This is a genomic window from Bariatricus sp. HCP28S3_F11 (assembly GCF_052065395.1).
GTDB lineage: Bacteria > Bacillota > Clostridia > Lachnospirales > Lachnospiraceae > Allocoprococcus.
Genome location: NZ_JBQHUC010000001.1, coordinates 54,247 through 78,472, shown reverse-complemented (window position 1 = coordinate 78,472; position 24,226 = coordinate 54,247). Strand labels below are relative to the sequence as shown.

At 45.8% G+C, this 24,226-nt stretch carries 22 protein-coding genes, 1 other RNA gene and 1 other annotated feature; of the genes, 3 read left to right on the top strand and 20 right to left on the bottom strand.

The annotated features are described in order from the left end of the window. Nucleotides 1-69 precede the first annotated feature (69 nt). Both ACTNBR_RS00355 and pheA read right to left on the bottom strand, forming a co-directional pair. A complete protein-coding gene (locus tag ACTNBR_RS00355) occupies nt 70-1,359 on the bottom strand; it encodes an ATP-binding protein (RefSeq protein ID WP_427806408.1) in 1,290 nt (429 codons plus the stop codon). 51 nt (nt 1,360-1,410) lie between these two features. After that, a complete protein-coding gene (gene pheA, locus ACTNBR_RS00350; protein ID WP_427806409.1) occupies nt 1,411-2,541 on the bottom strand; it encodes a prephenate dehydratase in 1,131 nt (376 codons plus the stop codon). 279 nt (nt 2,542-2,820) lie between these two features. On the opposite strand from pheA, the gene pyrB reads away from it, so the two are divergent. Then, on the top strand, nt 2,821-3,741 hold the full coding sequence (gene pyrB / locus ACTNBR_RS00345) for an aspartate carbamoyltransferase (RefSeq protein ID WP_427806410.1): 921 nt from the start codon (nt 2,821-2,823) through the stop codon (nt 3,739-3,741). A gap of 13 nt (nt 3,742-3,754) precedes the next feature. Beyond that, complete coding sequence (locus tag ACTNBR_RS00340; RefSeq protein ID WP_427806411.1) at nt 3,755-4,210, top strand: aspartate carbamoyltransferase regulatory subunit; 456 nt, start codon at nt 3,755-3,757, stop codon at nt 4,208-4,210. Nucleotides 4,211-4,285: 75 nt separating this feature from the next. On the opposite strand, the gene ACTNBR_RS00335 is transcribed toward ACTNBR_RS00340, so the two are convergent. The 12 genes from ACTNBR_RS00335 to ACTNBR_RS00280 form a co-directional block, all read right to left on the bottom strand. Continuing rightward, nucleotides 4,286-4,534: a hypothetical protein gene (locus tag ACTNBR_RS00335; RefSeq protein WP_441015925.1), complete on the bottom strand. Its 249-nt coding sequence runs from the start codon at nt 4,532-4,534 to the stop codon at nt 4,286-4,288. A gap of 228 nt (nt 4,535-4,762) precedes the next feature. Further along, an RNA gene (rnpB, locus tag ACTNBR_RS00330) (RNase P RNA component class A) lies at nt 4,763-5,113 on the bottom strand. 39 nt (nt 5,114-5,152) lie between these two features. Further along, the gene (rnhA, locus tag ACTNBR_RS00325) at nt 5,153-5,626 is read right to left on the bottom strand and encodes a ribonuclease HI (RefSeq protein ID WP_427806413.1); all 474 of its coding nucleotides are present in this window, start codon (nt 5,624-5,626) and stop codon (nt 5,153-5,155) included. 3 nt (nt 5,627-5,629) lie between these two features. Next, nucleotides 5,630-6,115 carry a MogA/MoaB family molybdenum cofactor biosynthesis protein gene (locus ACTNBR_RS00320; protein WP_427806415.1) on the bottom strand — a complete coding sequence of 162 codons (486 nt, stop codon included), beginning with the start codon at nt 6,113-6,115 and terminating at the stop codon, nt 5,630-5,632. A gap of 126 nt (nt 6,116-6,241) precedes the next feature. Then, nucleotides 6,242-7,714, bottom strand: coding sequence for a stage IV sporulation protein A (gene spoIVA / locus ACTNBR_RS00315; RefSeq protein ID WP_441015922.1), 1,473 nt, complete (start codon nt 7,712-7,714; stop codon nt 6,242-6,244). A gap of 86 nt (nt 7,715-7,800) precedes the next feature. After that, nucleotides 7,801-7,935, bottom strand: a complete 135-nt coding sequence (locus ACTNBR_RS00310; protein WP_427819141.1) for a hypothetical protein — start codon at nt 7,933-7,935, stop codon at nt 7,801-7,803. A gap of 21 nt (nt 7,936-7,956) precedes the next feature. After that, on the bottom strand, nt 7,957-8,622 hold the full coding sequence (locus ACTNBR_RS00305) for a lysoplasmalogenase family protein (RefSeq protein ID WP_427806419.1): 666 nt from the start codon (nt 8,620-8,622) through the stop codon (nt 7,957-7,959). Next, nucleotides 8,622-11,051 (bottom strand): cation-translocating P-type ATPase, encoded by a 2,430-nt coding sequence (locus ACTNBR_RS00300; RefSeq protein WP_441015919.1) that lies wholly within the window; start codon nt 11,049-11,051, stop codon nt 8,622-8,624. Before ACTNBR_RS00300 ends, ACTNBR_RS00305 begins: the two co-directional genes overlap by 1 nt. A 24-nt stretch (nt 11,052-11,075) precedes the next feature. Continuing rightward, nucleotides 11,076-12,089, bottom strand: coding sequence for an NAD(P)H-dependent glycerol-3-phosphate dehydrogenase (locus ACTNBR_RS00295; RefSeq protein WP_427806421.1), 1,014 nt, complete (start codon nt 12,087-12,089; stop codon nt 11,076-11,078). 21 nt (nt 12,090-12,110) lie between these two features. Continuing rightward, nucleotides 12,111-12,755: a glycerol-3-phosphate 1-O-acyltransferase PlsY gene (gene plsY, locus ACTNBR_RS00290; protein ID WP_441015916.1), complete on the bottom strand. Its 645-nt coding sequence runs from the start codon at nt 12,753-12,755 to the stop codon at nt 12,111-12,113. Between the two features lies 1 nt (nt 12,756). Continuing rightward, nucleotides 12,757-14,085 (bottom strand): ribosome biogenesis GTPase Der, encoded by a 1,329-nt coding sequence (gene der, locus ACTNBR_RS00285; RefSeq protein WP_427806423.1) that lies wholly within the window; start codon nt 14,083-14,085, stop codon nt 12,757-12,759. Continuing rightward, nucleotides 14,082-15,449 carry a DUF512 domain-containing protein gene (locus ACTNBR_RS00280; RefSeq protein ID WP_427806425.1) on the bottom strand — a complete coding sequence of 456 codons (1,368 nt, stop codon included), beginning with the start codon at nt 15,447-15,449 and terminating at the stop codon, nt 14,082-14,084. The genes der and ACTNBR_RS00280 overlap by 4 nt, the downstream gene beginning before the upstream one ends. A 112-nt stretch (nt 15,450-15,561) precedes the next feature. Here ACTNBR_RS00280 and ACTNBR_RS00275 point away from each other — a divergent pair, with 112 nt between their 5' ends. Next, nucleotides 15,562-16,740, top strand: coding sequence for a ribose-phosphate pyrophosphokinase (locus ACTNBR_RS00275; protein ID WP_427819131.1), 1,179 nt, complete (start codon nt 15,562-15,564; stop codon nt 16,738-16,740). A 40-nt stretch (nt 16,741-16,780) separates the two neighbouring features. Here the strand turns inward: ACTNBR_RS00275 and aroB are convergent, their stop codons facing one another. The 6 genes from aroB to serC form a co-directional block, all read right to left on the bottom strand. Then, complete coding sequence (gene aroB, locus ACTNBR_RS00270; RefSeq protein WP_441016015.1) at nt 16,781-17,839, bottom strand: 3-dehydroquinate synthase; 1,059 nt, start codon at nt 17,837-17,839, stop codon at nt 16,781-16,783. Between the two features lie 33 nt (nt 17,840-17,872). Then, entirely contained in the window at nt 17,873-18,886 is a 1,014-nt protein-coding gene (gene aroF / locus ACTNBR_RS00265; RefSeq protein ID WP_427806429.1) for a 3-deoxy-7-phosphoheptulonate synthase, read from the bottom strand. Nucleotides 18,887-19,009: 123 nt separating this feature from the next. Next, nucleotides 19,010-19,272, bottom strand: a binding site (T-box leader). Nucleotides 19,273-19,336: 64 nt separating this feature from the next. Further along, nucleotides 19,337-20,206, bottom strand: a complete 870-nt coding sequence (locus ACTNBR_RS00260; RefSeq protein ID WP_441015913.1) for a shikimate dehydrogenase — start codon at nt 20,204-20,206, stop codon at nt 19,337-19,339. An 88-nt stretch (nt 20,207-20,294) separates the two neighbouring features. Continuing rightward, the gene (locus ACTNBR_RS00255; protein WP_441015910.1) at nt 20,295-21,773 is read right to left on the bottom strand and encodes a polysaccharide deacetylase family protein; all 1,479 of its coding nucleotides are present in this window, start codon (nt 21,771-21,773) and stop codon (nt 20,295-20,297) included. 207 nt (nt 21,774-21,980) lie between these two features. Next, a complete protein-coding gene (locus ACTNBR_RS00250; RefSeq protein ID WP_441015907.1) occupies nt 21,981-23,141 on the bottom strand; it encodes a phosphoglycerate dehydrogenase in 1,161 nt (386 codons plus the stop codon). Between the two features lie 2 nt (nt 23,142-23,143). After that, on the bottom strand, nt 23,144-24,226 hold the full coding sequence (serC, locus tag ACTNBR_RS00245) for a 3-phosphoserine/phosphohydroxythreonine transaminase (RefSeq protein ID WP_441015904.1): 1,083 nt from the start codon (nt 24,224-24,226) through the stop codon (nt 23,144-23,146).

The following is a 24,226-nucleotide window of genomic DNA, read 5'->3' as shown; positions in this document are numbered from 1 at the left end:
CTTGATCCGATTTTTATAATTCCAGTATCATATTAGTATAACAAGTCCTGTCCGAAAGCGCAAGTACTCCTAATTCTTACCAAGCAGATAATCGATGAACTGCTGCGCCGTTCTTCCGCTCAGGCCACCGTGATTCAGTTCCCATTTATTTGCTTCCAACAGGAGCTGATCTTCCGGCATCGTAAGCCCGTTTCGTTCCGCCAGTGTTTTGACAATTTTCTGGAATTCTTTCTTATCCGGCTTTCCAAAATAAATGGTAACACCAAATCTTGCCACCAGTGAGAGTTTTTCCTGCACCGTATCGTTGGTGTGCAGTTCTTCATCGCGGTCTGCCTTATCCTTGAAAGTCTCACGGATCAGGTGTCTGCGGTTGGAGGTCGCATAGATCAGAATATTGTCCGGCTTCTTTTCCAGTCCGCCCTCGATCACTGCTTTCAAATATTTATACTCAATTTCAAATTCTTCGAAAGAGAGATCATCCATATAGATGATAAATTTGTAATTGCGGTTCTTGATCTGCGCGATCACATCATTCAGATCCTGGAACTGATGTTTATAAACCTCAATCATTCTCAGTCCCCTGTCATAATACTGGTTTAGGATTGCCTTGATCGAAGAGGATTTTCCTGTCCCTGCATCTCCGAACAGCAGACAGTTGTTCGCGCGTCTTCCGCTTACAAATGCCTCCGTATTGTCGATGAGCTTCTGCTTTGCCATGTCGTATCCCACCAGATCGTCCAGATGAACATGGGCGATGTTAGTGATCGGCACGATCTGCACACCGTCTTCATCGTGCTCCACGCGGAACGCCTTATGAAGTCCAAGCTTGCCCACTCCGAATTCTTTGTAAAATCCGGTGATGATCCGCTTGAATTCTTCCGCGGATCCTGCCTGTCCAAGTGCCCCTGCAAGATCGCAGATGCGGTCGCGGATCCTCTTATTAAAGACTTTTCCGTGCCCGTTTGTGTGATGATAATCCTCGATCATGTAAATACAGGTAGTCCCAATCTCCTTCTCCATCCGGTGAAGGTCATAATCAAACAATTCTTTGAAAATTTCAAAATCATGAAGTGCTGCCTCATTGACACTCCCTTCGATCTCACCTACGATCTCGCATGCAGTACTGTACGCATTCTCACTGTTTGCCAGCAGTAAAGTGAGAAAATTATGCCACAGATTTCCTTCAAATCCGTAACAGCTCGCCAGTTCGATCATTTCATTCAGGCATTCATATAAAAGTCCCTTCAGATCTTCTTTATTATAATACTCATTATCTGCATTTTCGATCAAAAATGTCATATCACGCAGCAGATCTTCATGTTCCATATAGCGATATAATACCAGTTCGTTCGTTCTCATTTCATTTGTCCTTTCCCATTGCAAATGTCAAAGCATATGTCTGTTCTGAATCTAGTAATTGCCGAGAATTTTCAGATTCAGCGCCTCTTCTCTCAAACCGCGGATCGCATTTTTGACGGCCGCGTCCGCAAGATTTCCCTCAAAATCAACGAAGAAGCGGTATTCAAAGCTTCTTCCTTCGATCGGGCGTGATTCAATCTTGGTCATATTCAAGTCGTTGTAAATAAAATGTGAAAGCAGGTGATACAAGGATCCGCTTTCGTGCGGAACTTCCATGCAGATGCTGATTTTTGAGGCATGTTTCAAAAATACCTTCTGGTTCGTAATGACAATAAATCTCGTCGAATTATCGGATTCTGCATTGATGTCCTGCTCCAGGATCTCCAGGCCGTAAAGCTTTGCCGCATATTCACTGCACACAGCCGCCTGCTCCGGATTCTTCTCCTCCAGCACCTTCTTCGCCGCAACCGCCGTATTCGCGACACTGATCTGCTCCCAGTCCCCGTAATTATCCAGGAATCTGGCGCTCTGCATCAGTCCCTGCGGATGGGAATATACTCTCTTGATCTGGGAAATCTTCACACCCGGAAGACCGGCAAGCTGATGGCGGACCGGAAGGATGACTTCACCGACAATATAATTTTCAAATTCTACCAGGAGATCATAGACCTGATCCACCGCGCCTGCTGTCGAATTTTCAATCGGGAGCACCGCATAATCCGCCGTTCCTTCTTCGATCGCTACCATTGCATCCCGGAACGTCGGCACATGGAAATTCTTCTGACCTGATCCGAAGAATTTCTCCATGGCAGCCTGACTATAGGCGCCCTCAACGCCCTGAAACACCACACGGGCCCCTTCCACATTCAGCTCATCCAGTTCAATAAAAGGAAGTCTTCCAAGGACGCCTTCCTGGGACAACTTCTGATACTGGAGTTTCCGGCTCATGGACATCAGCTGCTCAAACAGTTCTCTGATTCCCTTTTTATTAAAATCATTCGTCGCCATTGCAGATACGGACGCCAGCTTCTCATTCTCGCGTGTGCGGTCCAGTACCTTTTTTCCATTTTTTATCTTATAATCCGCCACTTGTCCGCATATTTCCATACGTTTCTCGTAGAGCTCCGTAATCTGGGTATCGATCTCATCCAGTTTCTGCCTCATCTCCAGTAATGTTTCCATAATGGATTCTCTCCTTATCTGTACGTTCTTTCTTCTATCATTCGCTCGTTCTTTCGGCATTCATTGCCTGCGTGGACATTATATACTATTTTTTTTATAAAATCCAGTTCTTTATTCCTCTTCCTTTGGCTGAATATCCAAATCAGAGCGAACTGCCGGAAAACCAAAAGATAAAATCCTTATTGAAATGTGGTCTGTTTTATTATATGATAGTGAAGAATAAAGATTAATTCCAGAAGACCTGTCGTCATTCTGGCAAAAATAAAGGAGGTTTCCTACATGAGACATTTAATGAGTCCATTAGATTTTTCTGTCGAAGAACTTGACAAACTCATGGATCTCGCGAACGACATCGAGGCAAATCCAAAGAAATACGCACATGCATGCGACGGCAAAAAGCTTGCTACTTTATTCTATGAACCAAGCACCCGTACCCGCCTCAGCCATGAAGCTGCAATGCTGAATCTTGGGGGCAGCATCATGGGATTTTCTTCAGCAGCATCCAGTTCTGCTGCAAAAGGCGAAAGTGTTTCTGACACGATCCGCATGATTTCCTGCTACGCTGATATTTGTGCGATCCGGCATCCGAAGGAGGGGGCTCCGATGGTTGCCTGCCAGCATGCTACCATTCCTGTCATCAACGCAGGTGACGGCGGACATCAGCATCCGACCCAGACTTTAACCGACCTGCTTACGATCCGTTCTCTGAAAGGACGATTGAACCACTTGAAAATCGGTCTCTGTGGTGACTTAAAATTCGGCCGTACCGTTCATTCTCTTATCAATGCCCTTGCCCGCTACGATGATATTGAATTTGTACTGATTTCACCAGAAGAACTTCGTCTTCCGGATTATGTAAGACATGACGTTCTGGATAAACAGAACATTCCATATACTGAGGTAGTTCGTCTTGAAGAGGCGCTTCCTGACCTCGATCTTCTCTATATGACACGTGTACAGAAAGAGCGTTTCTTTAACGAAGAAGATTATGTCCGTATGAAGGATTTCTATATTCTCGACAAAGCCAAAATGGAACTCGCACCGCCGGATATGCTGGTGCTTCATCCGCTTCCAAGGGTAAATGAGATCTCTGTCGAAGTAGATGAGGATCCAAGAGCTGCTTATTTCAAGCAGGTACAGTATGGTGTCTATATCCGAATGGCCCTCATTCTGACACTGCTTGATATCCATGTGGATTAGGAGGTAACTGACTATGGTAAAGAATACATTGAATATCGGTAAGATTTCGGAAGGTTTTGTTCTTGATCACATTGAAGCCGGAAAGAGCATGGATATTTACAAATATCTGAAGCTGGATAAGCTGGACTGCTGTGTAGCTATCATCAAGAACGCCAAGAGCAACAAGATGGGTAAGAAGGACATCATCAAAATCGAATGTCCGATCGACATCATCGACCTGGATATCCTCGGATTCATCGATCACAACATTACGATCAATATCATTGAAAATGAAGAAATCGTCGACAAAAAGGCGCTGACGCTTCCGAAAGAGATCAAAAATGTGATCAAATGCAAGAATCCACGCTGTATCACTTCCATCGAACAGGAGCTGGATCATATCTTCGTCCTGACCGATCCGGAAAATGAAGTGTACCGGTGCAAATACTGCGAAGAAAAATATGACAGACAGAAAAGGAGAAAACATTAATTCTGTAAAATAACGTAAGGAAAATAAACAACCTTTAATAGGGAGAGATATTACTCAAAAGAGTGATACCTCTCCCTATACTATTTTGTTGCAATTAGCTTTTTTGTCGGGTTTCATCCCAAGGGAATACTTACGATATTTCTTCTTTTCCGCCTTTGCATCCAGTCCAACTTTTCGCAGTATAGCATAAATTTCTTCTTCTCCAATCAGGTTCCGAATAGATGCCAGCATCTTCAAGTTCTCATAGCCAGAATACCGGTCCAGAAAAGTAGGGTTTTCCAGAAGGAATCCAATGCTATCTGCAAATTCTAATTCTTTTCCCAATTCTTTTTCATTAAATGAGTTGCTGCATATTCCTTGATTACCTTTTGAATAAAACCACAAATCTCAAACCCATCATCACATATTCCGATATCGTACATTTTACTCCACTCCAGTATCATACTCCTATATTTACTTTATAAAAGAAAAAAGTGACTAACAATAGCCACCTTTCCTCTCCGCTACATTATACATAACTATGACAAACCATAAATAAAAATTCAGTATAAACAGGCAAGCAAAACGATAAGCCGGGTTATGTCGTTGGACGTTCATCTATCCAGACCTGCTGTCGCCAGCAGGTTCAAGCGACCTACCTAAAACGTGACGGGCCGCCACATCGTTTTGATTCGGTCTTGCTTCGGATGGGGTTTACATGTGCCCCTTCTGTTACCAGACGGGCGGTAGTCTCTTACACTGCCTTTCCACCCTTACCTGTCATATGACAGGCGGTTTATTTCTGTTGCACTTTCCTTGGAGTCACCTCCACCGGACGTTATCCGGCATCCTGCCCTGTGAAGCCCGGACTTTCCTCACCTGCGGCCTTTCGGCACCTGCAGCCGCGAACGTCTGTCTTACTTGCCTCAAACACTCTAACACATTTTTTCTATCTTGTAAAGTCTAAAGTCCCTCGTCAACGATCAGATCCTTTCCGTCGGCCGCTGTCGTCGCGAGCTGGTCACACCGCTCATTCTGGGGATGGCCGTCATGACCTTTCACCCAGATAAACTGAACCTGATGCGGCTTTTTCGCCTCCAGAAGGCGTTTCCAGAGGTCCACATTCTTGACCGGTTCGTTCTTGCCGCGCTTCCATCCTTTGCGGATCCATCCTTCGATCCAGTGCTGGTTGAATGCGTTGACCACATACTGAGAATCCGAATATAATTCGACCTCACATGGCCGGTTCAGGGTCTCCAGTCCGGCGATCACCGCCATCAGCTCCATCCGGTTATTGGTCGTCTTCACATATCCCTGCGACAATTCCTTTACATGGAGCTGCCCTTTGGTATCTACATATTCCAGAACCGTCCCGTATCCCCCCGGTCCGTCCGGATTCCCCCTTGCAGCGCCATCGGTATATATCCTTACTTTCATCTGCTACTCCTTAATATCGTCATGTTCTCCCAGTACGACTTCGGTCGCATAAACGATCTCCGGGAGAATGTATTCCAGACATTCCTTGATGATCTTCGGACTTCCCGGAAGATTCACGATCAACGTATGGTTCCGGATTCCGGCAACTCCCCTGGTCAGCATGGCGCGCTTTCTCGTTCTCTCCATATACAGCCGCATCGCTTCTGCCATGCCCGGTATTTCTTTGTCCAGGATCGACTTCGTCGCCTCCGGTGTCCAGTCTTCATCCCTGCACCCGATTCCTCCGATAGTCAATACCAGATCGGCGATTTCCGCATCAGCGATCCTTGCAAGCACCTTCCGGATCACCTCTTTGTCATTCGGAACCGGCTGAATCAGTTCCGTCCGGAAGCTGACCTGCCCCAGCATCCTTTTGACGATCGGCGCACAATCATCCTCTTTTAATTTCTGGTAAATCAATGTATCTACTGAAACAATTGCTGCTTTCATTTATACTCTCCTCTTTTCTTCTCCTTACGTACAGTCAAAGCCGATACCTGTAAAAAACGGTACCGGCATATTTGATATCTAAAAGTATAACATACCCCAAATCATCTGTGCAACCACATATTCCTGTTAAATGATAATGCAGACCAGCCCTCCATTGCTGTCATTGACAATTTTCTGCATGGTATCCTGAAGTTTCACCTGACTTTCATCGTTGATCATCGCAATCTTTCCGTGCATCCCGTCCATGACCAGCTCTTCGATGGATTTGCCGAAAATATTCGTTCCCCAGACTCCCTCCGGTGACTGGGCAGCTGCTTTGATATAGTTCTTCAAATCCTCTGCCTGCTGCTCGCTCCCCACGATCGGCGCAATTTCCGTCTCGATATTGGCACGTATCATATGAATGGACGGCGCCTCGGAATGAATTTTCACACCGAACTTATTTCCCTGCTTGATGACGACAGGTTCGTCCAGATGGATTTCCTCTTTTCCGGGGCTTACCACACCATAGCCTTTTAATTTCACAGAATCCATGGCATCCTTCACACTCTCATACTCTTTTCGAAGTGACGACAGTTCCTTGATCGTTCCGATCAGATCATACTCACTGGTAATCGCGGTTCCGGTAAGTTCACTTAATGTCTCATAATAATACGCGTCATCCACCCGGATCTCCACAGCGACACATCCGGTGTCCATGGAGATCTTTCCAACCTTTGCCTCAGTTATGTAAGGACTTTGCGGGGTCACGACCGCATCCTGCGCATCCCGGATCTCATCGACATGATTAAGGACCTGGCGCACATATTCCAGCATATCCTGCTTGATCTTGTGATCTCGTGGCAGCATTTCCACCCACTTGGGAATGAAAAACTGAATTTCCGAAACCGGAAATGCAAACAGAATCTGTTCCATAATATGATGGATGTCTTCCTCTTTTAGCTGTTCACAGTTCACCGGCATCGCTGTAACCTTATGCGTTTCTTCGATTTCCTTTGCGACTTTCTTCGCCTCTTCGCTATAAGGCTTTCTGGTGTTTACCAGAACGATAAACGGTTTTCCCAGACTCTTTAGTTCTTGAATCGTCTGTTCCTCTGCCGGGCGGTAATTCTCCCTTGGAATATCACCGATGCTCCCGTCGGTCGTGATCACGATTCCTATCGTGGAATGGTCACAGATTACCTTTCTGGTTCCGATTCCCGCCGCCTTGGTAAATGGAATCTCATACTCAAACCACGGCGTTTTCACCTGCCGCTCGTCTCCATTTTCAATATGCCCTGCCGCTCCTTCCACCATGTAACCGACACAATCGATCAGTCTCACCTTCACATCGGTATCCCCTGACAGACGGACCACAGCCGCTTCTTTCGGGACAAATTTCGGTTCGGTCGTCATGATCGTCTTGCCGGATGCAGACTGGGGAAGTTCATCCAACGTTCTTGCTCTCATGTGTTCATCCTTCATTCCCGGAAGTACCAGCACATCCATGAACCGCTTGATAAACGTGGATTTTCCGGTTCTGACCGGTCCCACAACTCCGATATAGATCTCCCCGCCTGTCCTCGTCTCAATGTCCTTGTATAAGTCAAATGTATTCATATGGTATCCTCCTTTGCCGGCTGATACCAGTGTATGCCCTGCTTTCTGAGATTATGCTGTACATGAGCACAAAAGAGCAATCCATTTTATAGGCAAAAACTCATCTTCGTCGCATAAGAAATATCCGGATTCGATACAATACCATTTTTGCATATATACCGGTACACACGGTTTCCGTTGTTTCTCTTCACTTCGATATTGGTCATCTGCTTTCTATCCATAACGCACCCCTTACAACTTTATCAGCATACCAGCAAATACACCGCACTATAATAAAATATTAACAGGATCAGACTGTATTTTCTCTCTTTTCTTTTCGTAAATGTCCTCCAGGCCAAAATATAATCGGAAATCATAAAACATACTCCACCAATAGCCCCCGGTATTGCACTTAATGAAAATCCACTTTTAATCAGCCCGGACAAAGCCATAGCTGCTGTTCCACAGAGAAATGCAGGATATATGGCCGCGCCGGTGAGATAAACTGCATCGGGAACCATTTTCTTCCGGTTCATCTTCTTTGCTTCAGGTAGATACTTTCCAAGTCCAACAAAAAATATCAAATATCCTGTAGCAAAAAGAATAAGCGTATACCATTCCATCCCATAACGGCATGCATATCCTGCAATGAATAAAAGGTGAGCTAATGCAAACACAGCCACGCCTGCCAAAAGGACCAGCTCAAGCAGCACGTCTGCCACCATGCAAAGAACTGCTCCCCCGACCATCAGCCAGCCAGACATACTGTTATTTGCACGCACTCCTGCAAAGGCCGCCAGGACCGGCATCAGAGTGGCAAGCGCTTTGAATACCAGCACCCCATTGCCGATTTTTCCTTTCAGGCCTCCATATATTGATCCAAAAAACACCATTCCCAATATTGTCAAAATCAAAAATGTCTGATTCATTACACCCTCTTTTTCTCCGGATTCTTAAACAGCCGGATATAGCCTTCTCTGATCCACTCCACAAACCGTGTGAGATAGCGCAGCACCGGTTCTGTCGCAATGGAGAAGACTACAAACAGCATGATACATTTCGTAGACATTCCCGTGATTGCGAATAAATCAGGAAGGAAAATGCTGCAGCCGATCATTCCGACGACACATCCTATCCAGATCACCCTTCTGAAAAGATTCATCGGCTGACAGATCCGGTAAAGAATCATAAATCCGACAATTGCCAGCAGCATCGTCGCTGCTGTAGAAATATCCGATGCAGGAACATCGAATGTCTGCCCGAACACGACCAGTGCACCGACCGCGATCACATCCGTAAGTCCGGCAGGAAGTGCCTTCAGAACCACATTCGTCAGGAAATGTCCCCGTATGATATCCTTGTTCGGCTGAAGTGCCAGGAAAAATGCAGGGATACCAATGGTGTACATCGTGATCAGCGAAACCTGTGACGGTTCCAGCGGATACGTAATCATGAAAGCCAGAGAGAACAGCGATAAGAGGAAAGAAAAAATATTCTTCACCAGAAACAGACTGGCCGATCTCTGAATATTATTGACGACTCTACGCCCTTCCAGTACAACTTCCGGCATTTTGGAAAAATCAGATTCCAGAAGAACAACCTGGGAAGCCTGTGCCGCCGCATCACTTCCGGAAGCCATCGCAACTGAACAGTCCGCATCTTTCAGTGCCAGTACGTCATTGACACCGTCCCCGGTCATCGCGACCGTACGTCCCTGACGTTTCAACGCATGCACAAGCTGGCGTTTCTGTTCCGGCACAACTCTTCCGAATACGGTATAATTCCGGGCAGCTTCTTCCAGTTCTTCCTCAGTCTTTAGTTCCCGTGCATCAATATAGCGCTCTGCGTTCCGAATTCCTGCCTGCTTTGCTGTCTCAGAGACGGTCAGTGGATTATCACCGGAAATCACTTTGATCTCAACACCCTGCTGTTCAAAAAATGCAAACGTTGAAGGCGCCTCTTTGCGGACTTTATTCAGAAGCAGAATATATCCCAGCGGATTTGCCTCTCCGGTCAACGCTTTTCCATCCGGAATTCCATCATATTTTGCAAAAACAAGAACCCGGTAGCCTTTTTCTGCAAATTGATTAATCTTATCCTGATGTTCTGAAAACATCTTTCTCAGAACGAATTCAGGTGCTCCGAGCACATAGGCATCTTCTCCGTAAATGACACCACTATACTTCACAGTGGAAGAAAACGGGATGACTTTGTCCGGTTTCTTCCCGGAATTCTCTTTAAAGAATTCTTTCAGAGCAGCCATGGTGGCGTTGTCTGCCTCCATCTCTTTCACAAAATCCCCGATCATCTCTTCAAGCGGCGGCATAGTTTCTTCCTCATACCCCTTCGCTCTCACGACCTTATTCACACACATGCTGTTTTCCGTGATTGTTCCGGTCTTATCCACACAAAGCACATCGACCCTGGCAAGAGTCTCGATACTCTTCATATCATGAAGCAGTACTCGTTTCTTTGCAAGCCGCATGGCACTCACAACCATTGCCACACTTGCAAGAAGATACAGACCTTCCGGAATCATTCCAATCACGGCTGCAACCATCGATACAATGCTTTCCCGGAAACTCTCCCCGTTAAAGAAGAAGCCCTGAACAAAAAGCACGATCCCGATCGGGATCAGAGCGATTCCCACAACTTTAACCAGCCGGTCGAGAGAACGCATCATCTCAGACTGTTCCCCTTCCGGCATGGCTCCGGCTTCCAGAGTCAGCCTGGAAATATAAGAATCTTCTCCCACACTGGTCAGTCTGGCATGGCATTTTCCGGATACAATGAAACTTCCTGAAAGCAGCGTGTCTCCCCGACGCTTGGTAATCTCGTCCGATTCTCCGGTAAGAAGGGATTCATTGACCCTGACTTCTCCCTCTTCCACCACTGCGTCCGCACAGATCTGGTTGCCCGCGCCGAAAATGACGATGTCATCGATTACAAGATCAATCGCATCAATTTTCCGCACATTTCCGTCCCGTACCACCTCCGCATGCGGAGCATTTAGCATGTTCAGCTTTTCAAGGACCCTTTTTGCACGGATCTCCTGAATGATTCCGATCATTGTATTTGCGATAATGACCGGAAGAAATGTCAGATTACGGAACGATCCGACAATACAAAGAAGGATCGCCAACACCAGAAAAATCAAGTTAAAATACGTAAATACATTTTTATGAATAATCTCTTTTGTCGTCAATGCTGGCGGCGCCACTTCCTCGTTCGTCCATCCATTTTCCACACGTGTTCTTACCTGTTCCTCTGTAAGTCCCGCTCTATAATCCGGTTTGACTCTCACGATCTCCCCGCGTACTCTCTCATCCTCTTCCCTGCTTCTGTCTTTCGTAAACATACGCCTCCTAAAGTATCGTTTTTTCTATTCTTCCCATGGAAGTGCCGGATGTTCGATTCTTCCATCACGCAGCATCAGTTCCCGTACCGCTTCTTCTGCTTTCTTTCCCTCAAACAAGATGCGGTTCACTTCCTCTACAATCGGCATGGAGACCTCATATTTCTCTGCAAGTTTCTTCGCTGCCTTCGCAGAATAAACGCCTTCTACAACCATCTGCACTTCATCCATCGCTTCCTGCATGGTCTTGCCCTGCCCGATCAGATAGCCAGCCTTTCGATTGCGACTGTGTACACTGGCGCAGGTCACGATCAAATCTCCGATTCCGGTCAGACCGGTAAATGATTCAATCTTACCGCCCATTTTCACTCCAAGCCGTGAGATCTCTGCGATTCCACGCGTGATCAGGGCTGCTTTTGTATTATCGCCATAGCCGAGACCGTCCGCAATTCCGGCTGCCAGAGCGATGACATTTTTCAGCGAACCGCCCAGCTCAATGCCCAGAATGTCCGGGCTGGTATAAACGCGGAACACTTCGCTCATGAAAATGCTCTGCAGATATTCGGCAGTCTCTCTTTTCTTTGCGCCCACAACTACCGTCGTCGGAAGTTTGCGTCCAACTTCTTCTGCATGACTCGGGCCTGAAAGTACCGCTACATTTGCCTGTGGTATTTCTTCTTCAATCTGCTCACTTAAGGTCATAAGTGTGCTCTCTTCGATTCCTTTCGCTACATTAACAAGAATCTGTCCTTCCTTCACAAATGGTTTCATAGAACGCGCTGTACTTCTGGTAAACGGTGACGGCACCGCCAGCACGACTACATCTTTCTCCAGAATTCCATCCTGAATGTCATTGGTAAACACGATATGATCCGGAATCACAACTCCCGGAAGTTTGGATGTATGTTCTCTTTTTTCGGACAACATCTCAACCTCATTTTTGTCGATCGACCAGACCGTCACATCATGTCCATTATTTGAAAGTAAAATTGCCAGAGCAGTCCCCCAGCTTCCTGCACCCATAATTCCAATCTTCTTCATTGTCATTCTCCTTATCTTTTTCTATGCTTCTTTCTTCTTCAGGCCGATTTTATTCTCTGTTCCTTCCCGAAGTCTCTTAATATTCGCTCTGTGCTGGAAGAAAGCTGATAGTGTAAACAACAGCCCTACCCCATACATTTCAAAAAGATAGTTCTGCGCCATTCCAAACTCCCCTATCTGTCCACAGATCACAAGTCCTGCCAGAAACAGTACCGTAACTACAAGTGACCCTAAAGAAACATATCTTGTAACCGCTACGATCACCACAAAAACCACAAGACATACCGCAGCCATTCTAAGATCCGTCGCAAGGATCATACCAGCCGTAGCCGCAATTCCCTTTCCTCCCTTAAATCCGAGATAAAACGGATAGTTGTGCCCAAGTACTGCTCCGAATCCGGCATACAGTGAAAGGAGCGGCAGGATTTCCGGACACCGGCTTGCGAAGATTCCCCGGACTACCAGCACAGCAATCACACATTTAAAACAATCCCCCAAAAGAGTGATCGCGCCTGCCTTAACACCCATTGTTCTGAGTGCATTGGTGGAACCCGCATTTCCGCTTCCATGCTTGCGGATATCCATTCCATGCATTCTCCCGTAAATATATCCAGTCTGAAACAATCCAAACACATATCCTATTCCCAAACAAATAAGCCGTTCCATCCTACTGATCCTTCTCCTTTCTCTCACGTATAAAGAATTTCAGCGAAGTTCCCTTGAAGCCGAAGGCCTCGCGAATTCTGTTTTCCAAATAACGTGTATACGAAAAATGCATCAGTTCTTTATCATTTACAAAGATGACAAATGTCGGCGGCTTTACAGCGACCTGGGTAATGTAATACAGTTTCAGTCGTTTTCCTTTATCTGACGGGGGCTGCTGAAGCGCAACGGCCTCAGTCATGATCTCATTCAGAACACCGGTTGCAATACGGAGTGTCTGATTTTCGATGACCATATCGATCATATCAAACAGTTTCGGAAGTCTCTGTCCCGTTTTGGCTGAGACATACATGATTTCTGCATAAGGCATGAAGGAGAGAACCATACGGATCTTCTGCTCATATTCCTTCACGGTCTTGTCATTTTTCTCAATGGCATCCCATTTATTTACTACAATGATAACCCCCTTACCACGGTCATGTGCGATTCCTGCAATCTTTGCATCCTGTTCAGTCACACCTTCCACCGCATCGATCACAATGAGGACCACATCCGCCCTCTCTACCGCAGTCACAGTACGAATGATACTGTAGCGCTCCAGCTCTTCCTTGATCTTATTCTTTCTGCGAAGTCCGGCGGTGTCGATAAAAACATATTCTCTTCCGTTATGCACAATATCCGTATCGATGGCATCTCGCGTCGTTCCTGCAATATCCGATACGATCACCCGGTCTTCCCCGATCAGCTTATTGATAATGGAAGATTTCCCAACGTTCGGCTTTCCTACGATCGCGATTCTCGGACGCTCGTCCTCCTCTTCTGTCCCGCTTCTTTCCGGGAAATGCTCCAGTACCTTGTCCAGCATATCCCCGATTCCGATCCGCTCTGCCGCTGAAATCGGCATTGGATCACCGATGCCCAGATTATAGAATTCATAAACATCCGGCATCATTTTCTGGAAATTATCTACTTTATTCACAACGAGGATCACCGGCTTGTGCGACCGTCTGAGCATGTCTGCCACCTTCGAATCCGCATCTACCAATCCCTGCTTCACATCAGTCATGAACAGGATCACGTCTGCCGTGTCGATCGCAATCTGCGCCTGTTCCCGCATCTGGGCAAGGATCACATCCCTGCTCTCCGGTTCAATACCTCCCGTATCAATCAGTGTAAAATCTTTATCCAGCCAGTTTACCTCGGCGTAAATACGATCCCGGGTCACCCCCGGCGTATCTTTCACAATTGCTATCTTCTCTCCTGCCAATGCGTTGAACAGCGTTGATTTTCCCACATTCGGACGCCCCACAATGGCAACTACAGGTTTACTCATAATCTTGCCCCTTTCGTTTGCTGTAATACTGCTTCTATAAAATCCTGACCGCTTGATTTTACAATATCTATCGGAACTTGTAAAGCATCCGATAATTCCGTCACGGTCACATCATCCAGAAATACTTCCTCTCCGCTCCGCAGCATACTGCACGGGAGAAGAAGCGCATCTCCCAGATCCTGCCCCTTAAGCTGTGCGATCAGATCCTGTCCGGTGATCAGTCCTGCAACGGTGATCCGCTCCCCGAAGAAATCATTGCGGATCTCAAACAGATTCACATTCAGATTCGGGTACTTCGCCTTCAGCCGTTCCAGCATCTCCTTCAGATACGGATAGGCCAGTTTGCCCGTCGCCATGGACAGATGGATCTCTCTTCCATCACCTGCAAGCGGCTTATATGCTTCCTCAAATTCATTCAGAAGAAGGCGCAGCATACCTACCCCGTTCTCCAGCTGTAAATATCCGTCATACCGCTCCTCTTCCGGTAGTTCCTCCTCCGCCAGCAAATACCATTCGTCTCCGGCATGGATAAAATGTATTCCGTATTCTTCATAAATCTTTTTCTGCCACTTGTGAATGATGCCAAGTACTTCCTTTGCATCTTCTTTTGTAAACGGCTCCAGCGGATAGAGCCCGTCACGGAACTTCGTAAGTCCCACCGGAACAACCGATACGCTCTGAAGATTCGGAAGCCATTTCGTCATATCCCGGATACTTCTCTCCAGCTCTTCTCCGTCGTTGATCCCTTTACACAATACGATCTGCCCGTTCATCGTGATCCCGCCGTCGTATAAAATCTGAATCTTCTTCAGCGCATCTCCCGCAAAGCGGTTATGCAGCATCTTGCAGCGAAGCTCTGGATTCGTTGTATGAATCGAAACATTGATCGGTTCCAGATGATAATCCACGATACGCTGTATATCATGATCGCTCATATTTGTCAACGTAATATAATTTCCCTGGAGGAAAGAAAGTCTGGAATCATCATCTTTAAAATACAGGGTGTCCCGCATCCCCTTCGGCATCTGGTCGATAAAACAGAACATGCACTTGTTCCTGCAGGAACGGTACTCATCCATCAGACCCTGTTCAAACTCGATTCCCAGATCTTCATCATAATCTTTTTCAATCTCAAGCTCCCATTCCTCTCCATTTTCCTTCTGGATCAGAATAAGAAGTTCTTCATCGTTCGTATAATAGTGATAATCAAATACATCTTCTATGATACTTCCGTTAATCTGAAGCAGCCTGTCTCCCGGTTCGATCCCCATTTCCCAGGCAATGCTTCCTTCTTCTACACTCTTTATAATATGCTCATGCTTCATAAAATTAAAAGCTCCCCATTTTCTATTCTTTCTTATCATACTAGATTTCCGCGAAAATTGCAATTTTTTACAGCTCTTTCTTGCCATAGTTCTAAAATAATGGTATAAATGAGTAGGAGAAATGAGCGACATTCGAATACAGGAGGCACATATGACAAATATAGAATTTATGGAAAAAGCGCTGCCGATCGCACCGCTTAAGATTATCGCTTTAAAGAGCTGCGAGCCGCTCGCAAAGAAGGTAGACAATTATATTGTCTCTTTTCGTAAGGAATCTCTTCATGATTTTCTGGATCCTGCGATTTTTTCTTCTTACGAAGCTGACACGTATCTGACAGAACACAACTGTCCGCGTTTTGGTACTGGGGAAGCCAAAGCCGTCATCGGAGAAAGTGTCCGCGGAAAAGACTTATTCATTATGGTCGATGTCTGCAACTACAGCCTTACTTATACCGTGAACGGACATCTGAACCATATGTCACCGGATGATCATTTCCAGGATTTGAAGCGTGTGATCGCCGCATGTACCGGTAAAGCACACCGCATCAACGTGATCATGCCGTTTCTCTATGAGAGCAGGCAGCACAAGCGTACCAAGAGAGAATCCCTTGACTGTGCCATGGCACTGGATGAGCTGGTTCAGATGGGCGTTTCCAACATCATCACCTTCGATGCACATGACCCGAGAGTCCAGAACGCAATCGCATTGAAGGGATTCGACAACTTCTCACCTGCTTACCAGTTTATGAAAGCACTTCTTAAGGCTGTACCTGACCTTGCTGTCGACAAGGAGCATCTGATGATCATCAGCCCGGACGAGGGTGCAATGGGCAGAGCCGTATACTTTTCCAATGTACTCGGTGTAGATATGGGAATGTTCTACAAACGACGCGATTATTCAACCGTTGTAAATGGGAAAAACCCAATTGTAGCGCATGAGTTTCTCGGGGATGATGTTCATGGAAGAACGGTCATCATCGTCGATGATATGATCTCATCCGGAGAAAGTATGTTGGATGTAACCAAGCAGCTCAAAGACCGCGGCGCCGCACGTGTATATGTTTGCACCACCTTCGGTCTTTTCACGGAAGGTCTCGGAAAATTCGACAAATACTACGAAAAAGGCTATATGGATGGATTGATCACGACCAACCTGACGTATCTTCCGCCTGAACTTAACTCAAAGCCGTACTTTATCAAAGCAGACATGAGCAAGTTCCTCGCACTGATCATCGATTCTCTGAATCATGACATCCCGATCAGCTCCGTTCTGAACCCGACCGACAAGATTCACGATCTTCTTGAGGGGCGCATGGCGAACCAGAAATAAATTCACGATTTTAAAAAGAGTTCCTTTCGGAACTCTTTTTTTATACCTGACGGTCTCCCGCGAAAAATTCTATGCTCGTCGGATATGCATAAGCATCTCCGATCTCGTGAAGCAGCACGACCTTCAATTTATTTCCCATTGTTTTCTTATCCAGCTTCATTGCCTCGATCAATTCCGGAAGCGGAAGATGCGCTTCTGTCGGAAGTCCATAAGCCTTCAGGACATTCTTGATTCTCTCGGCCTCCCCCGTTTTCGTAAGCCCCTTCTCCTCCGCGATCTTGGTGATCTGATACATTCCGATAGCAACCGCTTCTCCGTGGCTTTCTCTCTCATAGTGATAATACTGCTCAATCGTATGTGCCAGCGTATGCCCGAAATTCAGAAGAATCCGTTCTCCCATGTCAAATTCGTCTTCTTCCACGACCACTCTTTTAATGTTTACACAAGTCGCGATCACGTCGGTTAAATGCGCCTTCAGATTCTCGAAAGAGCCGTACTCTTCTAGTTTTGCAAATAATTCTGCGTCCTTGATGCATCCGTATTTAATGACCTCTCCCATTCCATCGGTTACATAGCGTTCCGGAAGAGTGTCCAGTACATCCGGATCGATCAGAACCATTTTCGGCTGGTAAAATGCGCCAACCAGGTTCTTTCCCTCCGGAAGATCAACTGCCACTTTTCCTCCTACAGACGAATCCACCTGTGCCAATATGGAAGTCGGGATCTGGACAAATTGAATTCCTCTTAAGAAAGTTGCTGCCACAAATCCTGCCAGATCACCGGTCACCCCACCGCCGAGTGCCACAATCAGATCCGTTCTGGTAATCTTCGCCTTCAGAAGTGAACTGTATACCCTCGGAAGGGTCTGAAAACTTTTAGACGGTTCGCCATGAGGAATGATTGTTTCATAGCATTCAAAACTTCCTGAGAGTTCTTTCTTAATTGCCTCTCCATAATAAGCGTACACACTGTCATCCGAGATGATCATCACTTTTCTGCCATGATATACTTCTTTGATCCGTTCGGCAGCCTGACCCATAATTCCCCTTTCTATATATATCGGATAACTATGTTCTTTTAAATCAACGACCATTTTGATACCTGGTTCACTCATGTTCTATCCTCCTGTCAATTACATTTTCTTACCTACAACTTCTGCAATCTGACGGATCTCTTTCAACAGGGTATCATATTTCGCCGGTTTCAAAGACTGTCCTCCATCGCAGAGCGCACACTCCGGATTGTTGTGTACTTCGATCATAAGACCATCTGCCCCTGCTGCAACCGCTGCTTTGGACATCGGTTCTACCAGCCACCATTTTCCGCCTGCGTGGCTCGGATCCACGATGATCGGAAGATGACTCAAACGTCTGATTACCGGAATTGCCTGTAAATCCAGTGTGTTTCTGGTGTAGCTTTCGAATGTACGTACACCTCTTTCGCACAGGATTACGTTCGGGTTGCCGGATGACATAATGTATTCTGCCGACATGATCCACTCTTCATATGTTGCATTCAGCCCTCTCTTCAGAAGAATCGGTTTCTTTGTTTTACCAAGCTGTTTCAAGAGATCAAAATTCTGCATATTTCTTGCACCAATCTGGATCAAATCTACTTTTTCATCAAATAAATCCAGATACTCTGCAGACATCAGTTCCGTTACGATTGGAAGGCCGGTTACTTCTCTTGCTTTGCAAAGGATATCCAGCCCCGCAAGTCCCATTCCCTGGAAAGAATATGGACTGGTTCTCGGCTTGAACGCCCCACCGCGGAGCATATTTGCACCGGATTCTTTAGCCGCCTTAGCGATCTCGATCACCTGTTCTTCACTTTCTACAGAGCAGGGTCCGGCGATCAGTGCCATATGGCCTCCGCCGACCTTAACACCTGCAACATCAACGATTGTATCTTCCGGATGAAATGCTCTGTTCGCCAGTTTATACGGTTCCTGCACATGCATAACTTTTTCTACGCTTTTATCCACTTCAAAAAGCCGCGGGTCAACGCGGACCGTATCGCCGATACATCCGATAATGGTAAGCTCTTCACCACGGACTGTATGCGTCTCGAGCCCTCTCGCGCGCACCATGTTTTCTACTCGCAAAATATTTTCTTCTGTTGTTCTTGGTTTTAATACAATAATCATAGTCTTTTTCCTTTCTGTCTCTTAAGATTTTGAAAAACATGCTCCCACCGGGAAGCGTACTTTTGCAGAAACGAAGTTTCCTATTGAGTCAATGGTAATAAAAAACTCCCGTCTTCTGCACATACAGAGGACGAGAGTAATCATACTTCGTGGTTCCACCTCACTTCACAGTTACTTCACAGCAACTGCCTCGACAGGTACGCCTTTATTCCGGTTATACCCTTGCAGATAACGGCTGCTTCCGGAGATGCCTACTAATACTGTTACAGTAATTCAGCACTCTACTCCAAGAGGAATTCAATATAACTCGTTGTATCCTTATCGCACCTGCCAAGGACTCTCTGTGACACTTCATTATACCTACTACTTCTTTTCATCGTATTTCGATAGTAGAATATTCAATTTTATCAGCATATAAACCATAATACACAATTCAAACCGATTTGTCAATTAACGTTTAAAATATTTTTCCTTGATGATGTCAACCGGCATCTCACACCCGGTCCAGAGTTCAAAAGAAGCCGCGCCCTGATAAAGGAGCATATTCAGACCGTTTGCTGTCTGACATCCGACCGCTTTCGCCTTCTTAAGAAGAAGGGTTTCCTCCGGATTATAAATCACATCAAAGACAAACAGATCTTTCCGGAATACACTGTCGTCAGTTATAATGCAGCGGTCTGTACGCGGTGCCATTCCGATGGAAGTTCCGTTTACAAGGATGACACTCTCTGCGATCTCTCTCTTCAGAACTTCCGGATCTGAGAAATCATAAAGATTTAGCTTACATTCCGTCTGCCCTCTCAATTTTTCCATAATACCTTCTGCACGTGTAAAGAAATCATCTCGGATATTGAATACGGAGATCTCAGCCACTCCGTCCAGTGCCGCCTGAATCATGATTGCGGCCGCAGCTCCTCCTGCTCCGAGAAGTGTCATCTTCTTCCCGATAATATCCATGCCTTCTTCCTTAACTGATCGCATAAATCCGCTTCCATCCGTTGTATATCCGGTCAACACGCCGTCATCATTTACCACTGTATTCACTGCCCCACCGATTTCTGAAGCAGGTGAAAGCTTATCAACCAGACTACACATCAGATTCTTATCCGGCATTGTAAGGTTAAAGCCCCTGACTCCCATGACTTTAAGACCTTCCACAGCAGTCTTCAAATGATCTGTCCCGACATCAAATGCCAAGTATGCATAGTCCAGCCCCAGTTGGCGGAATGCTTCGTTGTGCATCATTGGCGAAATACTGTGAGCCACAGGACTTCCAAGGAGGCCGGTAAGGACAGTATGCCCTGTTATTTCATATGCCATTTCTTTGTACCTCTCGTTCTATAGTTTCACACTGTAAAGCGTTACTATGCTATATGATACCACATTTTTAGAAAACTGCAAACACCTTTTATTCACTTTTTTGGAAGAATCCATATTTTCCGCCATTTTCCATCTGGATTCCTTTCGCCTCTGCCATCTCACTGATGGTAACAAGCTGATATCCGGCTTCCTGAAGCTTCGGAATCAATGCAATGGCCGCATCAATGGACTGTGTATGAATATCATGCATCAGAATGACAGCTCCGTCCTGGACATTATTCATAACTGCGTCGATCGTGGACTGCGTATTCCTCGTCTTCCAGTCCAGAGTATCTATAGACCACAGAATCATAGGCAAGCCTGCGTTCTGTTTAACTGTATCATTAATCGCACCGTAAGGAGGACGCATGACCGTCGCTTTCTGTCCACAAGCTTCGACGAGCTGATTGTTCGTGTCACTCATCTGTTTCTGGATTCCATTTGCATCCAGATTCGTCAGATTTGTATGATCATAGGAGTGATTGCCCAGTTCACAGCCGATCTCTGCCATTTTCTTCACAGTATCCGGATTCTTGCTCACCTGAGTTCCCAGCATGAAAAATGTCGCTCTTGCATCATATTCCGCCAGAACATCCAGCAGCTCAGCAGTTCTTGGCCCCGGTCCGTCATCAAATGTGAGTGCAACCATCGGTGCGTTCGGATCTACGCCGCCTTCCTCAGATTCCAGAACTCCGTCTTCGGAAAAGACGCATTTTCTCACACCGATTTTTTGTTCTCCGGTCAGCATCTTACCTTCCTGATCAAAATAATACTTATTATCATCCAGTGTCAGCCATCCGACCGTCATCATTCCCGTATCGTCAAAATAGTATTTTGCGCCGTCTTCTTCATACCAGCCGGTCTGCATGACGCCCTTTTTATCGAAATAATAACGGGCCGAAGCAATTTCCTGCCATCCAATTACTTTCTTGCCGTCCTCTCCAAAATAATAGGTCCTGCCATGATAAGTGATAAAATCATTTGCAACATATGTACCGTCCCAGCGTTTGAATCGACTGTCATCCCATTCTCCGTATTGGTTCTTAACTTCAAAGACACCATCCTCAACATCAACCTTCACTTTACCAAACCACTCTGCATAAAGCGGCGTAGTGATCTCACTGGTAAGTTCTGCCTTGATTGGAAACTTTCCTTCCGTACTTCCGTCTCCATCGCACTCCAGCGTGAAGCCGATACCACGGTTCAACTCATCCACAAGATCCTGGATCGTATACCCCGTATCTTCATCCAGGACCGTCTCCACATCTCCGTCGCAGCTGGCTTTTGCTGTAAGAAGCGGCCTTTCCTCTCCCTGCACAACAGAAATGTCATCCACCTTCAGCGTAATCGGTATTTCCTGCTGTCCTCCTGCGACAGCTCCATGGCTGAGCAGTAATGCCGATACCAGGCATACCATCAGTACTCCCAGAATACTGATTGTGGAAACTTTGCCGTGTTTCTTTTTATTTCTACGTTTTATGGCTGCTCTTGCTCTTGCACGCGCCCTTCTCATGTCTTTCTTCTTCATTCGTATTACCCCACAATATCTATATTTTTTCTTGTTTTCATCTACATTATAAGGCATAGTAACTCCGTATACAATGGAAGATTTTCTTAAGATATATTAAAAATCAGAGTAGAATTTGTAATATTTGTAATATATGCCCGAACTCTTCTTTCACACGAAAAGAGCTGCGCATATCCTGCGCAGCCCACTGTTATTCTTATCGTTTCTCTATTCAATCACTCTGACTCTGAGTACTCCTTCGATTGCTTCCAGTCCATCCACAACCTCAGCACCGACTTCAGAATCCACATCCATCATAGTGTATGCATATGCACCGCTGTTCTTGTTCGTCATGTCATCGATATTGACATTGTCTTTTGCAAGCAATGCGGTAAACTGACCGATCATGTTCGGAATATTTCTGTGCATGATCGTGATACGGGTCTTGTCTTTCACGCCCATATCACAGGACGGATAATTGACAGAATTTTTGATATTTCCATTTTCAAGGAAATCTCTCAGTTCCTGAACAGCCATCTTCGCACAGTTGTCTTCAGATTCCTCTGTAGAAGCGCCCAGATGTGGGATAACGATCGCATTCTTCACGCCTGCGATCTCCGGTGTTGGAAAATCGGTCACATAACGCTTTACTTTGCCACTGATCAGAGCATCTACCATCGCTTCACTGTTCACAAGAACATCTCTTGCGAAATTCAGCACAACAACACCATCTTTCATTAAATCGATCGCATTCTTATCGATCATGCCTTTGGTATCCGGAAGTGCCGGTACATGAATCGTGATATAATCACATTCTTTATAAAGTTCATCTACGCTTTTGGCATGATGAATGCTTCTGGAAAGTCTCCATGCGGAATCTACAGAAACATACGGATCATATCCGTAAACATCCATTCCGAGATTAGTTGCCGCATTTGCAACAAGAACACCGATTGCGCCAAGTCCGATTACTCCGAGCTTCTTGCCCTCGATCTCGCATCCCGCAAAAGCTTTCTTAGCTTTTTCGGCGTCTTTTGCGATATTTCCATCTTCTTCATTCTCCTGAACCCAGTTAATACCTCCGATGATATCACGGGATGCAAGAAGAAGACCTGCAATCACAAGTTCCTTTACACCGTTCGCATTTGCTCCAGGTGTATTAAATACGACGATTCCCTGTTCTGCACATTTTTCCAACGGGATATTATTTACGCCGGCTCCTGCACGGCCGATTGCCTTCAGGCTTTTGTCAAATTCCATTTCATGCATTGCCGCACTTCTTACCAGAATGGCGTCTGCTCCCTTTGCATCGCTTGCCGGTGCATATTCATCTGTGAATTTATCAAGACCTACATTTGAGATTGGATTTAAGCAATAATATTTATACATAACTACAGATTCTCCTTCTCAAATTTTTTCATAAATGCAACCAGTGCTTCTACGCCTTCGTACGGCATTGCGTTGTAGATACTTGCACGCATACCGCCGACTGTACGATGACCTTTCAAGTTCTCAAGGCCTGCTTCTTTTGCTTCTCTTACGAATTTGGCATCCAGTTCATCACTGCCTGTTACGAACGGTACGTTCATAAGAGACCGATCCTTCTTCTCAACGGTGCCCTTGAATAGCTTACTCTGATCCAGATAATCATAGAGAAGTTTCGCTTTCTTCTCATTGCGCTCTTTCATCACTTCAAGACCGCCCATCTTCTTGAGCCATTTGAACACTTTTCCGCAAATGTAAATGCCATATGCCGGAGGTGTGTTGTAAAGTGATTTCGCATCTGCATGTGTTTTATACTGCAGCATGGTCGGAGTTCCCGGAAGAACATCCTCTGTAATCAGATCTTCTCTGATGATCACAATTACGGTACCTGCCGGTCCGATATTTTTCTGAACGCCACCGTAAATGATGCCGTATTTTGTCACATCAACCGGCTCAGAAAGGAAACAGGAAGATACATCAGCTACCAGAAGTTTTCCCTTGGTGTTCGGAAGTTCTTTGTATTTTGTTCCGTAAATTGTGTTATTCTCACAGATATAAACATAATCTGCATCGTCGTCAATCGAAAGATCAGAGCAATCCGGAATATAGCTGAATGTCTTATCTGCAGAAGATGCGATACGGTTTACCTTTCCGTATTTCTCAGCTTCAGCGGCAGCCTTTTTCGCCCACTGACCTGTGATAATGTAATCAGCAACCTTATTCTTCATCAGGTTCATCGGAATCATTGCAAACTGCTGGCTTGCTCCGCCCTGTAAGAATAATACTTTATAGTTGTCCGGAATATTCATAAGATCACGAAGATCCTGTTCCGCTTCTGTGATAATTTTCTCAAAAGCTTTGGAACGATGACTCATCTCCATAACGGACATCCCTGTTCCCTGGTAATCCAGCATTTCCTCTGCTGCTTCTTTAAGCACTTCTTCCGGCAGCACTGCCGGTCCTGCTGAAAAGTTGTAAACTCTTTTCAT